At 68.4% G+C, this 12627-nt stretch carries 8 protein-coding genes and 1 pseudogene; 7 read left to right on the top strand and 2 right to left on the bottom strand.

What is annotated here, in order from left to right; genetic code table 11:
* Positions 1-37: 37 nt before the first annotated feature.
* Both GR168_RS19430 and GR168_RS19425 read right to left on the bottom strand, forming a co-directional pair.
* Positions 38-1642 carry an IS1182 family transposase gene (locus tag GR168_RS19430; protein ID WP_159371972.1) on the bottom strand — a complete coding sequence of 535 codons (1605 nt, stop codon included), beginning with the start codon at positions 1640-1642 and terminating at the stop codon, positions 38-40.
* Between the two features lie 90 nt (positions 1643-1732).
* Positions 1733-2482: an IclR family transcriptional regulator gene (locus GR168_RS19425; RefSeq protein WP_078112691.1), complete on the bottom strand. Its 750-nt coding sequence runs from the start codon at positions 2480-2482 to the stop codon at positions 1733-1735.
* A gap of 163 nt (positions 2483-2645) precedes the next feature.
* Between GR168_RS19425 and GR168_RS19420 the strand changes: the two genes are divergently transcribed.
* From GR168_RS19420 to GR168_RS19390, 7 genes and pseudogenes are all read left to right on the top strand, one after another.
* On the top strand, positions 2646-6377 hold the full coding sequence (locus GR168_RS19420; protein WP_159371472.1) for an ABC transporter ATP-binding protein: 3732 nt from the start codon (positions 2646-2648) through the stop codon (positions 6375-6377).
* 107 nt (positions 6378-6484) lie between these two features.
* On the top strand, positions 6485-7519 hold the full coding sequence (locus GR168_RS19415) for an NrtA/SsuA/CpmA family ABC transporter substrate-binding protein (protein WP_159371471.1): 1035 nt from the start codon (positions 6485-6487) through the stop codon (positions 7517-7519).
* A pseudogene (locus GR168_RS19410) lies at positions 7516-8381 on the top strand (ABC transporter permease). The gene GR168_RS19415 and the pseudogene GR168_RS19410 overlap by 4 nt, the downstream one beginning before the upstream one ends.
* Positions 8378-9175 carry an ABC transporter ATP-binding protein gene (locus GR168_RS19405; protein WP_159371470.1) on the top strand — a complete coding sequence of 266 codons (798 nt, stop codon included), beginning with the start codon at positions 8378-8380 and terminating at the stop codon, positions 9173-9175. The pseudogene GR168_RS19410 and the gene GR168_RS19405 overlap by 4 nt, the downstream one beginning before the upstream one ends.
* Before the next feature lie 13 nt (positions 9176-9188).
* A complete protein-coding gene (locus tag GR168_RS19400; RefSeq protein WP_159371469.1) occupies positions 9189-10283 on the top strand; it encodes an ABC transporter substrate-binding protein in 1095 nt (364 codons plus the stop codon).
* Positions 10283-11374, top strand: coding sequence for an LLM class flavin-dependent oxidoreductase (locus tag GR168_RS19395; protein ID WP_159371468.1), 1092 nt, complete (start codon positions 10283-10285; stop codon positions 11372-11374). Before GR168_RS19400 ends, GR168_RS19395 begins: the two co-directional genes overlap by 1 nt.
* A gap of 31 nt (positions 11375-11405) precedes the next feature.
* Complete coding sequence (locus GR168_RS19390; protein ID WP_159371467.1) at positions 11406-12578, top strand: LLM class flavin-dependent oxidoreductase; 1173 nt, start codon at positions 11406-11408, stop codon at positions 12576-12578.
* Positions 12579-12627: the final 49 nt, after the last annotated feature.

The following is a 12627-nucleotide window of genomic DNA, read 5'->3' as shown; positions in this document are numbered from 1 at the left end:
GTGGTGATCGATCTAGGTGGGGCGGCGGTGCCGCGGTTCAGGCGGTGGCCAGTGTCCAGGTGCCGTTGGTGGTAGTCAGTCCGAGGGTGATCAGGCGGCGTAGGTTGATCGCGGCGGCGCGGTGGTGCAGCCAGTTGTTGTTGCGTTCGATTCCACGGTAGGGCACCCGCCGGTTACCGCGGGTGAGCCAGGCAATCGTCCGTTCGACCATGGGTCGATGCTGGCGGTAGGTGTCGGCAATAGTGTTGTCAGAGAAGTGTTGTCGGTGTTCGCGCTGGAGTTGGTGGTGTTCGCCGAAACTGATTTTGCGTCCACGAACCGCGGTGGTGCACCGTGCCCGAAGTGGGCAGTCTTGGCAGGCCGCACCGTAGGTGACGTGGCCTTTCGCGCTGACCGGTCGGGTCAGGTTGTTGGGGCAGGTCAATGTGTTCGCGTCGGCGTCGAAGGTGAAATCGTCGACGACGAAACCACCAGCAACCGCCGGCATGTGTGGCTTGGGTTTGATCACCGCGTTCCATCGTGTCCGCGCCAGCGTGGCCAGCATGTCACCGGAGGCATACGCTGAATCACCCAGCACCTCACGATCGTCGGCGTCGTCGGCGACGGTCGGATCGCTCAGCAACAACCGTGCCCCGACTGCTCCGTCGGAAGTGTCCGGACCAGCGGCTTTGGTCATCTCGATCGCGGTGACTAACCCGGTCTCCGGTTCATTGACGATGTGGCCCTTGAACCCGTCCTGCTGGCGTGCCCGGGTTTTGTGGGCGTGCCGGGTGTCGGTATCGACGGTGGAGATCACCCGGTCCGGGGCGGTCCGGGGCGCGATGCGCCAGCGTCCGTCGGTGCCATCAGAACCTGGTGCCGGTTCCACATCCTGGCCGGTCACCAATGCCAGCAATGCCACCGCCTGCGCCTGGGCCTGGTTACTCGGTTCCTTGTCGATGGCCTCGAGGTCCAGACCGTCGAGCACGGCCAACCCATCTTCGACAAGGGCGCTGATCAGGTCCTGTTGAGCACACTCATCATCCCAGGCGATCCGCGGCTTGCCGGGCCGGTCATAGCCGCCGCCGGTCAACGCGGCCAGACGAGTCGCGTGCTGCTCGACCACCACCGCACCACCGTCGACCTCTCGGGCGACCCGCCGGATCGCCGCGATCACCTGGGTGATGGCGTCCTGGCGGGCCACCGCGTCATCGAAGATCGTCGAATCCAGCGCTCGACGGCTCTTACCCGCGAGCACCCCGGTGGTGGTGATGACCTCGCGTACCACCTCGAAAATGCGGTGCGGCCGGTCGCTGGCTGCCAGTCGCCGACGCCAGTACGTCAGAGTCGACGGATGAAAACCTTTGTTACCCAACACGAATCCACACGCCGCTTTCCACCGCAGATCAAAAGTGACCGCATCAGCGGCTTCGCGATCGGACAAACCCTGCAGCGTTTGCAGCACGATCACCGACGCCATCGTGGCCGGCGGGATCGACGGACGGCCCCGGCCGCTGGGAAACAGGTCCGCGAACATCTCCGCAGGGAACAACTGCTCGCGATGAGCAGCCAAAAACGCGAACACACTGCCCTCGGCCAGCAAATGCCCGACGACCGAGTTCACATCCAGAAACTCACCCTGACGATCCGGCTCACCCTGCATACCCACCAGGATCCCAGCCCACCAGGCAAACCCGCTCACCCCACACCGAAACGACACCGACTATTTCAGCAGTCTCCTAGACCTCTTCGCTCACTGCGCCAGGGCGACGCTGATGTCCCGGGCGGTCGACCGGCCCAGGTCGACGAGGAACGGGATGCGTTCGGGACTCATGAGTTCGGTGGCACCCCGGATGCCGAGGGCGAAGCGCACGTCGGCGCCACCGTCGGCGGGGAAGATCGGGAGTCCGATGGTGCGGTGGCCGGCGGCCAGCTCCTCGTCGTTGAAGCCGTAGCCACGTTCCCGGGTGAGGGCCAGTTCTTTCGCGAGCTCGTCGGCGTTTCGGACGGCGCGGTCGGTGCCGTCTCCGTAAGGGAGGCGTTCGAGCTCGTCCTGGCCGGTGTGCGAGAACGCCAGCAGCGCCTTGCCGAGTGCGGAGGCGTGCAGCGGCAGCAACACGCCCTGGAGTGCGTGCCCCTCGGCTTCGCGCCAGCGGCTCGTGCCGAGGAGGACGACTTCGTTGCCGTACCGCATCGCGACCGATGCCGACGCGCCCGTGGTCGCGGCAAGGCGTTCCAGATGTGGTTCGGTGAGGTAGATCCGATGCTGGCGATAGGCGATCTGGCCGTACTGTGCCAACGCCCCGCCGAGGCGGTATCGGCTTGCCTCGGCGGTCTTCTCGAGGAACCCGGCGTCCACCAGAGCGGTGAGCAGACGGTGAGTCGTGCTCAGAGCGAGGCCCTGCGCGCGGGCGACGTCGGTGACCCCGAGTTCGTCCCCACCGCGGAAGCAGCCGAGGACGGCCAGCGCCCTCGACACGGTCTGCACACCAGAACCGGCCATCTCTCCATGCCTCCCGACTAGAAATCGGCCTGATTCAGGGCCTGGCCACTTTCCACTATTCGGAAGATACTCCTCGCGAAGGGGGCCGTCGATATCAGGATCAGCGCGGTTCGAGCGGTGCAGTTCGGAAATCAGAGAGTCCCGAGATCGGGCGAGGAGACGTGTGACCGACGAGAATGGGCCGGGCTGGCTGCGACGGCTCTGGCAGTGGGTACGCCCGTACCACGGCCGGGTGTCGGTGGCGCTCGTGCTGGCGGTGGTGGGCCAGGGGTTGCTGGCACTGGTGCCGCTGGTCCAGCAGATCATCGTCGACGACGTCCTGCTCGATCCGACGCAGTCCCTCGCGTTCTGGATCGCCGTCCTGTGTTCCATCGGTGTGCTGAGCTTCGCCTCCCACGCACTGCGCCGGTACATCGGCAGCCGCTGCGCGGTCGACGTTCAGCACGATCTGCGCGTCGCGGTCCATCGGCACCTGCATGCGCTCGACGCACGGCGTCGGGCGGAACTCGCGGCGGGCGATGTCATCTCGCGTGGGACGTCGGATCTGAACCTGATCCAGATGTTCATCTCGCAGGTGCCGTTGTTCGTCGCCAACCTGACACTGCTCGCGGTCGGCCTGGTCGTGATGTTCGTCCTGTCGCCGCCGCTGTTCGTGGTCGTGGCGGCGAGCGTTCCGGTCCTGTTCTGGGTCACGCGCCGGCTCCGCCGCGAACTCTACCCCGCCTCGTTCGGCGACCAGGTGCTGCTGGGCCAGGTCGCCGCCGCGGTCGACGAGGAGATTTCCGGGGTCGAACTGATCCGCGCGTTCGGCCAGGAAGATATGCGACGCAACCGTTTCCGCGACCGCGCGACCCGCCTGTTCGCCTCGCGGTTGCGCAGTGCGCGGATCTCGGCACGCTTGAGCGCGGCGATGGTCGCGATCCCGGTCTTCACCCAGCTCGGCGTGCTGGTCGTCGGCGGGTGGCTGGCCATGAACGAACACGTCTCGGTGGGTGTCTTCCTCGCCTTCGCCTCGTACGTGCTGCAATTCGCGCCTCCGGCAAGGCTGCTCGCGGCCATGGTGACGACGATGCAGCTCGCGCGATCGGGGGCGCGTCGGGTGTTCGCGCTGCTGGACACGGTGCCGGCGATGGACCCCACCGGTCCGGATCTCCCGTCCCCGCGCGGCACGATCGAGGTGACCGGCGTCGACCTCGCGCTCGGTGGCCACCCCGTCCTCCGTGGGGTGACGACGTCGATCGCTCCCGGTAGCCGGGTGGCGATCATCGGTCCGTCCGGTTCGGGCAAGACGACGCTCGGGTCGCTCATCGCCCGCCAGTTCGACCCCGACCGGGGATCGGTGCGGATCGGTGGCACCGACCTGCGTGCCGTGTCGCCGCGCTCGGTGAGGTCGGCGGTGATGATGGTGTTCGACGAGAGCCTGATGTTCTCGGGCACCCTCCGCGAGAACATTGCGATGGGGTCCCCGGCCGACGACGCGGAAATCGCTGCTGCTGCCCGCGCCGCCGCGGCCGATGAGTTCATCGAGCGGCTGCCCGCGGGCTACGACACCGTGGTCGGACCGGGCGGGATCTCGTTGTCGGGCGGACAACGTCAGCGGATTGCGCTCGCCCGCGCCTTCTTCGCCGACCCGGCGGTCCTGATCCTCGACGACACGACGTCGGCGCTCGACCCGACGACCGAGCGGACGGTGTTGGCGAGCCTGGCCGGGCTGATGGTCGGCCGGACCACGATCCTGATCGCGCGCCGGCCGGCGACGACCGAACTCGCCGACCAGGTCATCGTCCTCGAGGCGGGCCGCATCACGCACGACGGTCCGCCGTCGGAGGTGCTCGCCGACCCGCGCGTCGCGGCTCTCCTGGCCGGTGGCGTGCCGAAGGCGCACGAAACCGAGCGTTCGACGGTGCCGGACAGCTCGATTCCGACTCCCGAAAGCTGGCCGGAAGTCGACGAGGCGGGCGCCGATCCGGTGGTCCGGGCCCGGCTGGGGCTCGACGCCGACGAGAGCGGCAAACAGGTCCAGCAGGTGGACTCGCACCTACGCGAGGCACTGCTGGCGCTCCCCCCGCTGACCGATGTGCCCGCGCCGGGCGACGACCGTCCTCCCCCGAAGTCGGCCCGTACCAGGGTTTTCGGTCTGACCGGGTCCCTGCGGCCGTTCTGGTGGCCCGTCGCGCTGTGCGTGGCCCTGGTCGTCGTCGACGCGGCGACGACGCTGGCCACCCCCGCCCTTTTCCGGCATGGCATCGACAACGGTCTCGGGGCGGGTGCGGCGACCGTGTTCTGGGGAACGTGCGCGATCGTCCTGGTGATCGCGCTGGTGTCCTGGCTCAACTCGTGGGTGCTGGCGCTGCGGGCGGCGCGGGTCTTCGAGCGCGTGCTCTTCGCGCTGCGGCTCCGGCTGTTCGGGCACCTCCAGCAACTGCGCATCGACTACTTCGACGCACGGCAGTCGGGCCGCATCGTCACCCGGCTCACCAGCGACGTGGACGCGGTCGGGCAACTGATGACGCAGGGCATGGTCAACGCGATCGTCAACGTGTGCACCTGTGCCGGAATCCTGGTGGTACTGGCCCTGCTCGACATCCGGCTGGCGGCCGCGATGCTCGCCACCATCCCGTTTCTCGCGGTGGGATCGTGGATCTTCGTCCGGGGTTCGAATCGGGCCTACCTGCAGGCGCGTTCGCGTATCGCGACCGTCACCGCGCTCCTCTCCGAACATCTGGGGCGGGTGCGGATCATCCAGGCGCACAACGCCGAGGAGTGGACGACGGGTGCTTTCGACGGGCACTCGCGACGCTACCGAGATGCGCGCCGTCGTTCGATGTTGTACATCTCGGTGTTCTTTCCCTTCCTGAATCTGCTTGCGGTGGCGGCCAAGGCGCTCATCCTGATCGTCGGCGCACAGCTCATGGACGCGGGCTCCCTCACCACCGGCGTGCTGATCGCCGCGCTCCTCTACGTCGATCTGTTCTTCACCCCGCTCCAGCAGTTGTCGATCGTGCTCGACCTCTGGATCCAGGCTCGGGTCGGCACCCAGCGGATGCGCGGCTTCCTCGACACCCCGATCGACGAGGATTCGCGGCAGAAGATCGCCGACACGGCCGAACCAGCTGGTGCCACAGTCGAATTCGACGAGGTGGTCTTCGGGTATCCGACGGCGACGCGGACGCGTGGTCGGCCCGCGCTCGACGGGCTCGACCTGGTCATCCCCGACGGTGAGACCGCGGCCGTCGTCGGCACGACCGGCGCGGGCAAGAGCACCGTGATGAAGTTGCTGTTGCGGTTCCACTCGCCCGACCGCGGCGTCGTGCGGGTCGGCGGCGTCGACCTGCGCCACATCGGCCCGAGTGGCCGCCGCCCTCGAATCGCCTACGTGCCACAGGATCCCTATCTGTTCGCCGGAACAGTGGCGTCCAACATCGCGTTCGGGCGTCCCGACGCCGGGCAGGCCGAGATCGAACGGGCGGCGAGGTCGGTCGGCGCTCACGGCAGCATCGCGTCGCTGCCGCTGGGCTACCAGACGCCGGTGGGGCCGGGCCGGGCGACGCTGTCCGCGGGCCAGCAGCAATTGATCTGCCTGGCCCGTGCCGAACTCGTCGAACCGGATCTGCTGATCCTCGACGAGGCGACCTCGGACATCGACCCGGGTACCGAAGCGGAGGTCTTGGCCGCGTTGCAGGCCGTAGCGCGCAGGCGCACAACGGTTCTCGTGGCACACCGCCTCACCACCGCGGCTTGGGCGGACCGGGTCGTCGTGATGGCCGACGGTCGGGCCGTCCAGTCCGGACGGCACGCGGATCTGGTGTCGGCGCCCGGGCCCTACCGCGACCTCTGGCAGAGCTACGCGCCGACCGACCCAGCTCTGAGTGGAGTTGTCAAGCTTTCCAACTGATGGAAACGCAGAGGTGTGCGGACTGTCTCCGTCCACCTAACGTCTGCGGTATCCGAATCCTCGTGTTCGTCCGAACACGGCCTCCACCTGTCGAACAGGAGCCCGTCATGCCCGCAACCCCACGATTCCGCCTCGCCGCCGCCGCGGTCGCGGCGGCAGCGCTGTTCACCGTCGCCACCGGGTGCGCGTCGGGTGACTCGGACGGTGGCAGTGCCGGCGGCGAACAGTATGTGCTCAAGGTGACCGACCCGGGCAACGCCGGACCGCTGGCGGTCGGCAAGCGCGACGGGACCTTCGACGAGGCGCTGGCCCCGCAGGGCGCGAAGATCGAATGGGTCAATTCGACACCGGGGTTCTCGTCGAACCTCAAGCTGTTCAACACCGGCCAGCTCGATGTGTCCGGTGGCGCCTACAGCCCGGTCGTCGGCGCACTGTCGAAGAACGTCGGCGTCAAGATCATCGCGGTGGCCGACCCGGCCGGCAAGGACCAGAACGGAATCCTCGTCACCAAGGACTCCGGCGTCACCGATGTCGCCGGCCTCGTCGGCAAGCGGGTCGCGGTCAACCCGGCGGGCAAGGGTGAGTACATCACGCTGAAGGCGTTGAAGCAGGCAGGGATTCCGTTCGACAAGGTCGAGCGGGTGCCCCTCCAGCAGGCGGAGGCCGGTTCGGCGTTCTCCACCGGTCAGGTCGATGGCTGGGCATCGTTCAACCAGCCGTACCAGGAGGCGAAGGCCGCCGGGGGTGTCGAGATCGCCACCGAGGAGAGCATCGGCTCGGTCGACAACACCATCGTCGCCTTCCGGACCGAGGTGCTCGAGGAGCGGCCCGACGTCGCCGACGCCTACCTGAAGGCGTTGCAGCAGTTGACCGACAAGCAGCGCGAGAATCCGGCCGACTACGAGAACGTCTTCGAGAAGGCGGGTCCCCGTGCGCTCAGCGGAGACCGGCTCACCCGCGCCCTCGCACTCGGCGCCGACGCGTCGACCCCGCGTTACCCCACGGCGGAAGACGGTGAGGACCTCGAATCGGTGTCGGCGCTGTTCGTCGAAGCCGGCGTGATCCAGAAGCCGGTCACCGCCGAGGACATCTTCTTCGATCTGCCCGCACAGTTGCAGAAGTACGAGAGCGGACAGAAATGACCTCGTCGACGATCGCCCAGACCGCATCCGGAGAGACTGCGTCGCAACCGGTCTCACCGATCGGCCTGGAGACCCCACGTACGCGCAGACAGCGCGCCCGGCCGGTGTGGCTCTCGCTGCCGCTGCGGTTCCTGGTTCCGGGCGTCATCGTGGCGGTCTGGTGGATCGGCACCGCCACCGGCGCGATCTCGCCGGCGGTCCTCGCCTCGCCCGGGGCCGTGTTCGACGCGTTCGTCGAGCTCTACCGCACCGGGCAACTCGTCGACTTCGCGCTGGCGTCTCTGGAGCGTGCCGCACTCGGTGTCGGTCTCGGCGTCGGCGTCGGGCTGATCCTCGGCGTGCTCGCGGGCCTGTACACGCTCGGCGAGGAACTCATCGACTCGACGATGCAGATCAACCGGGCCATCCCGTTCCTCGCGCTGGTGCCCCTGTTCATCGCCTGGTTCGGCATCGACAACACCTTCAAGGTGCTGCTGATCGCCATCGCGACCGTGTCGCCCATGTACGCCTACAGCTACCTCGGGGTCCGCAACGTCGATCGCAAGATGATCGAGGCGGCACAGGGTTTCGGGCTCACCGGGGGCCGCCTCATCCTCGGCGTGATCATCCCGGCGGCGCTGCCCGGAATCCTGATGGCACTGCGCATCTGTCCATCTCGATCACCGGGCTGATCGCCGCCGAGCAGGTCGGCACCCGTGAGGGCATCGGCTACCTGGTGAGTCTGGCGCAGGAGTACAACCGCACCGACTACATGATCCTGTGTGTCGTGCTGTACGCCGTCCTGGGCCTGATCTTCGACCTCATCGTCCGCATCCTGGAGAAGTACTCGATGCCGTGGCGGGCGGGGGTGACCGTCCGATGAGCCCCGAAGCCCCGCTGCCCCCACTCCTCGAGCGGCAGCCGACGCAGGTCACCGCACGCGAACGCCGTGCGGGCCGGCCGGTCGCGGTCTCGCTGACCGGGGTGACCAAGACCTTCGGTCCGAAGACGGTCCTGCAGTCGGTCGACCTGACCATCCGGCGAGGCGAGTTCGTGGTGCTGCTCGGCCCATCGGGTACCGGGAAGACGACGCTGCTGCGCCTGCTGACCGGCCTCGAAGAGCCCGACTCCGGTGAGATCCTCGTCCCCGCTGCACGCACGACCGTGTATCAGGAGCCGCGACTGGTGCCCTCCAAGCGGGCGCTGGCCAACGTGACGATCGGCCAGCGCGGCGGCAAGACCACAAAGGACCGCGGACGGGCGGCGCTGGCGGAGGTCAACCTCGCGGACAAGGCAGACGCCTGGCCGGCCACCCTGTCCGGCGGTGAGGCGCAACGGGTCGCACTGGCCCGAGCCCTCGTCCGCGAACCGGAACTGCTGTTGCTCGACGAGCCGTTCGCCGCGCTGGACGCCCTGACGCGACTCCAGATGCAGGATCTGGTCGGCGATCTCGTGGCCCGGCACCAACCCGCGGTGCTGCTCGTGACCCACGACGTCGACGAGGCGGTCCGGCTGGCCGACCGCGTGATCATCCTGTCGGACGGCACCTTCGGCGTCGACGAGGACATCGACCTGCCCCGTCCGCGTGACCGCTCCGACCCCGAATCGCTCCGCTACCGAGCCGAGTTCCTCCGTGAACTCGGCGTCGGCCGCATACATCCCGACACCGACAGTTGAGGACGAATCCCCGATGACCATCGACACCGCGACCACCATCCACACCGCGACCACGGCGTCTGCCGATGCCGACACCGTCTGGTACACCCGGTGCCCGGTCCCGACCGCGAGCGGTCTGGCCAACAGTCTGGGCTGGCTCGGTGAGCCGGCATCCGCAGCGGGACTGGGCTTCTCGATCCTCCAGGACGCCGGCCCCGAACTCGCTCCGCGCCACTTCGACCACCAGTTGTCGAGATTGATCCGCGAAGGCGGCAACGTGCCGGCGATCGTCGCCCGCGCGTCGGGTTCACCGACCCGCTTGATCGGACTCACCTGGATCGACGAATCGCAAGCCGTTCTGGTCGGACCCGACTCCGACATCGACGACGCTGCCGGGCTCCGCGGCAAGCGGATCGGGATTCCGGCGTGGGCGGTCGACCAGGCCCGCAGCTTTCCCCGCGCGATGTCGTTGCACGGCTTCGCCTCCGCGCTGGCACTCGGCGGACTCTCGTTCGGCGACGTGAACGTGGTCGAGACGGCCGCCAACTGGGAACCACGCGTCCGCACCGAGGAGGCGGACCGGTTGCGATCGGTGCCGTCCGGGTTCCCCGAACTGCTCGACGGCGACGTCGACGCCATCTATGTGAAGGGCGCCAGGGCCGCCGAGGCCGCCGCCGAACACGGTCTGCGCGTCCTCGTCGATCTCGATGCGACCGAGTCGAAGCGGTCCCGGGTGAACAACGGCACGCCGCGGCCGATCACCGTGCACGAGTCCCTGCTGCAGGAGCATCCCGAGGTCGTGGTCGGGTTCCTCGCCGCGAGTCTGCGTGCGGCGGACTGGGCGGCGGGGAATCTGGGTACGGTCCGCGAAGTGCTCGCGCGGGAGACGTTCTCGGGACCGGAAGGTGTCGTGGCGGCATACGGGGACGGCTTCCACACGTCCTTGCACCCGTCGCTGTCCGACGAACGGCTGGATCTACTGGGGGTTCAGAAGCGGTTCCTCTACACCTACGGGTTCCTGCCTGCGGACTTCGATCTCGAGAGCTGGGTCGATCCCGAGCCCCTGCGCCGTGCGCGCGCCGAGATCGGTGCGGCCAAACCCATTGCCGACATCACCGGGGAAGCGTGATGGTTGCTTTCGAATGGGAGGTGCCGAGCCGCGGCGACAGCCGGCATGTCGGGTCGGCCGCGCGTCACCGCGGCGGCTGGGCACGATCACCGGGGTCGGCGGTGGCCACCGACCTCCGCGCGGCCGGCCGGTGGGATCCGTTCGATCCGACCGAACAGGTCATCACCGCGATCGACACCGCCGGTTACGACACGGTGATCGCGCCGTACGACCCGGCGGGTGAGGAATCGTGGATTCTCGCCGGCATCGCGTTGCGGCGCACGCGACATGCGCACGTCGCCGTCGAGTTCCACCCCGGTTTCGGAACGCCGGTCTATGCCGCCAAGGTGTCGGCGACGCTGCAGCGGAACTCCGCGGACCGGTTGCAGTGGCAGTTGCGCGTGGAGACCGACGCCGCGGACAACCGAGCGCGCGGCGACCGGCTGACCGATGCCGAGCGCTACCGACGGGCCGACGAATTCCTGACCGTGGCGAAAGGCGTGTGGGACGGGGCCGGGTCCCGTCAGGGCGGTTTCGACGGCGGCGAATTCAACCACGTGGGCGAGTTCTACGAGGTCACCGACGGTGGGCTCGATCGGTCGGTGCACGGTCATCGATTCCCGGCCGTCCGCCTGACCGGGGAGAGTGACGAGGCGCTCGCGCTGTCGGCCCGGCACGGCGACATCCACCTGTTCGAGTTGTCCTCGACCGGTGCGGCGCCGGCGATCGCACCGCTCGTCGACCGTGCGTCGGCGCTCGGGCGGACGGTGGCGGCCGGCCTGTACCTGCCGGTGATCGCCCGGTCGACGAAAGACGAAGCGGTGCAACGCCTGCGTCGTCAATGGCGGGACGCCTACGGCGCCGACGCCGACACCCGGACGGACGATCTCTGGGTCGACGACCTCACCTTCGCCGGGTTCGACCGGATCGGCCACCGGCACCCCATCGGTCTGGTCGGCTCCTATGACGATGTCGCGCAGCGGATCATCGATCTGACCGAGCAGGGTTTCGCGCGTTTCGTCCTGTCGGGCATACCGAACATCGAGGAACTCAACCGCAACACCGAGCACCTGCTCTTCCGGGCCGACGAACGCAACCGCGTCCTCGCCTGACCGACGATCCCAGACAGACGAGCGGAGACCCATGACCATCGACTTCTACTGGCGGATAGGGATGGGTGGCGACCACGCCACCCTGCGCACGCCCCGACGGCTCAACCGGGGAGACTGGCGCGGCGTCCAGCCGGGCAACCTGACGCCGGCCATCCGTGCGGGAGAACGTGACTCGTACACCTACATCGACCACATGGCGGCCGTGGCCAAGGCGTCGGAGAGCGCCGGCTTCGTCGGCGGTCTGCTCCCGTCGTTCCCCGGGACCGACGATCCGTGGGCGGCCGCTGCGGCGCTCGCCCGGGAGACCAGCACCTACCGGTTCATGGTGGCCTTCCAGCCGGGATTCCTGCATCCGTTACAGGCCGCCCGGATGTCGGCCAGCCTGCAGCGGGCGACCGGGGGACGCCTGGTCTACAACATCATCAGCGGGGGCGGAGGCCCCGCCCAGCTGTGGTGGGGCGACAAGGTCGCGCACGACGACCGTTATCGCCGGACCAGCGAGTTCCTCGATGTCCTCAAGGGGGTGTGGGGGACTGAGCCATTCGACTACGACGGCGACATCTTCTCCACCGAGGGTGCGGTCCTGCCACCGCAACTCGCCGAGACGCCGTTCCCGGAGATCTACTTCTCCGGGTCGTCCGGTGCCGCGGTCAACGCCGCGGGCAATCACGCCGACTACTACCTGTCCTGGCTCGAACCCTTCGCCGACCTGCGCGCCAAGTTCGACGGGGTGCGGGAGCACGCCGCGCGGCTGGGACGGCGTCCGCGCTTCGCGGTCCGCATCGACATCCTCGCCCGGCACACCGCCGAGGCGGCGTGGGCCGAGATCGCCGAGGGCTGGCAGCACGTCGACCGCGCCGCAGCGAACCGCCAGGCGCAGGGCGACTCCGTCGGAGCCGGCCGGATCAAGGGCTGGGTGCCCGAGAACATCACCGACTACACCGATCTCGAGGTCCAGCCCAATGTGTGGTGCGGCTTCAGCCTCATGCGCGGTGGCCCGGCCTTCGGACTGGTCGGCAGCTACGAGCAGGTCGCCGAACGGCTCGACGAACTGATCGATCTCGGCGTCGACGCCTTCATCCTGGCGGGCAACCCTCATCTCGAGGAGGCCTATCGCGTGGGCGAGGAGGTCCTCCCGCTCCTGGGACGGTCGCGGCTCGGCCGCGCCGAGACCACCACCGGTTCCGCCCTGGGTGTGGCCTGAGGAACCCACGCCGCCATCACACCCATCGTCGAAGACAGACAACCCATTT

The organism is Gordonia sp. JH63 (genome assembly GCF_009856645.1).
Lineage (GTDB): Bacteria > Actinomycetota > Actinomycetes > Mycobacteriales > Mycobacteriaceae > Gordonia > Gordonia hongkongensis.
The sequence above is the reverse complement of the archived record's forward strand: the minus strand, read 5'-3'. Positions and strand labels throughout refer to the sequence as shown.

Bases quoted from the DNA above. Each gene is read 5' to 3' on its own strand.
- GR168_RS19400 (WP_159371469.1), top strand. From the start codon at position 9,189: ATGACCATCGACACCGCGACCACCATCCACACCGCGACCACGGCGTCT.
- GR168_RS19415 (WP_159371471.1), top strand. From the start codon at position 6,485: ATGCCCGCAACCCCACGATTCCGCCTCGCCGCCGCCGCGGTCGCGGCG.
- GR168_RS19390 (WP_159371467.1), top strand. From the start codon at position 11,406: ATGACCATCGACTTCTACTGGCGGATAGGGATGGGTGGCGACCACGCC.
- GR168_RS19425 (WP_078112691.1), bottom strand. From the start codon at position 2,482: ATGGCCGGTTCTGGTGTGCAGACCGTGTCGAGGGCGCTGGCCGTCCTC.
- GR168_RS19395 (WP_159371468.1), top strand. From the start codon at position 10,283: ATGGTTGCTTTCGAATGGGAGGTGCCGAGCCGCGGCGACAGCCGGCAT.
- GR168_RS19430 (WP_159371972.1), bottom strand. From the start codon at position 1,642: ATGCAGGGTGAGCCGGATCGTCAGGGTGAGTTTCTGGATGTGAACTCG.
- GR168_RS19405 (WP_159371470.1), top strand. From the start codon at position 8,378: ATGAGCCCCGAAGCCCCGCTGCCCCCACTCCTCGAGCGGCAGCCGACG.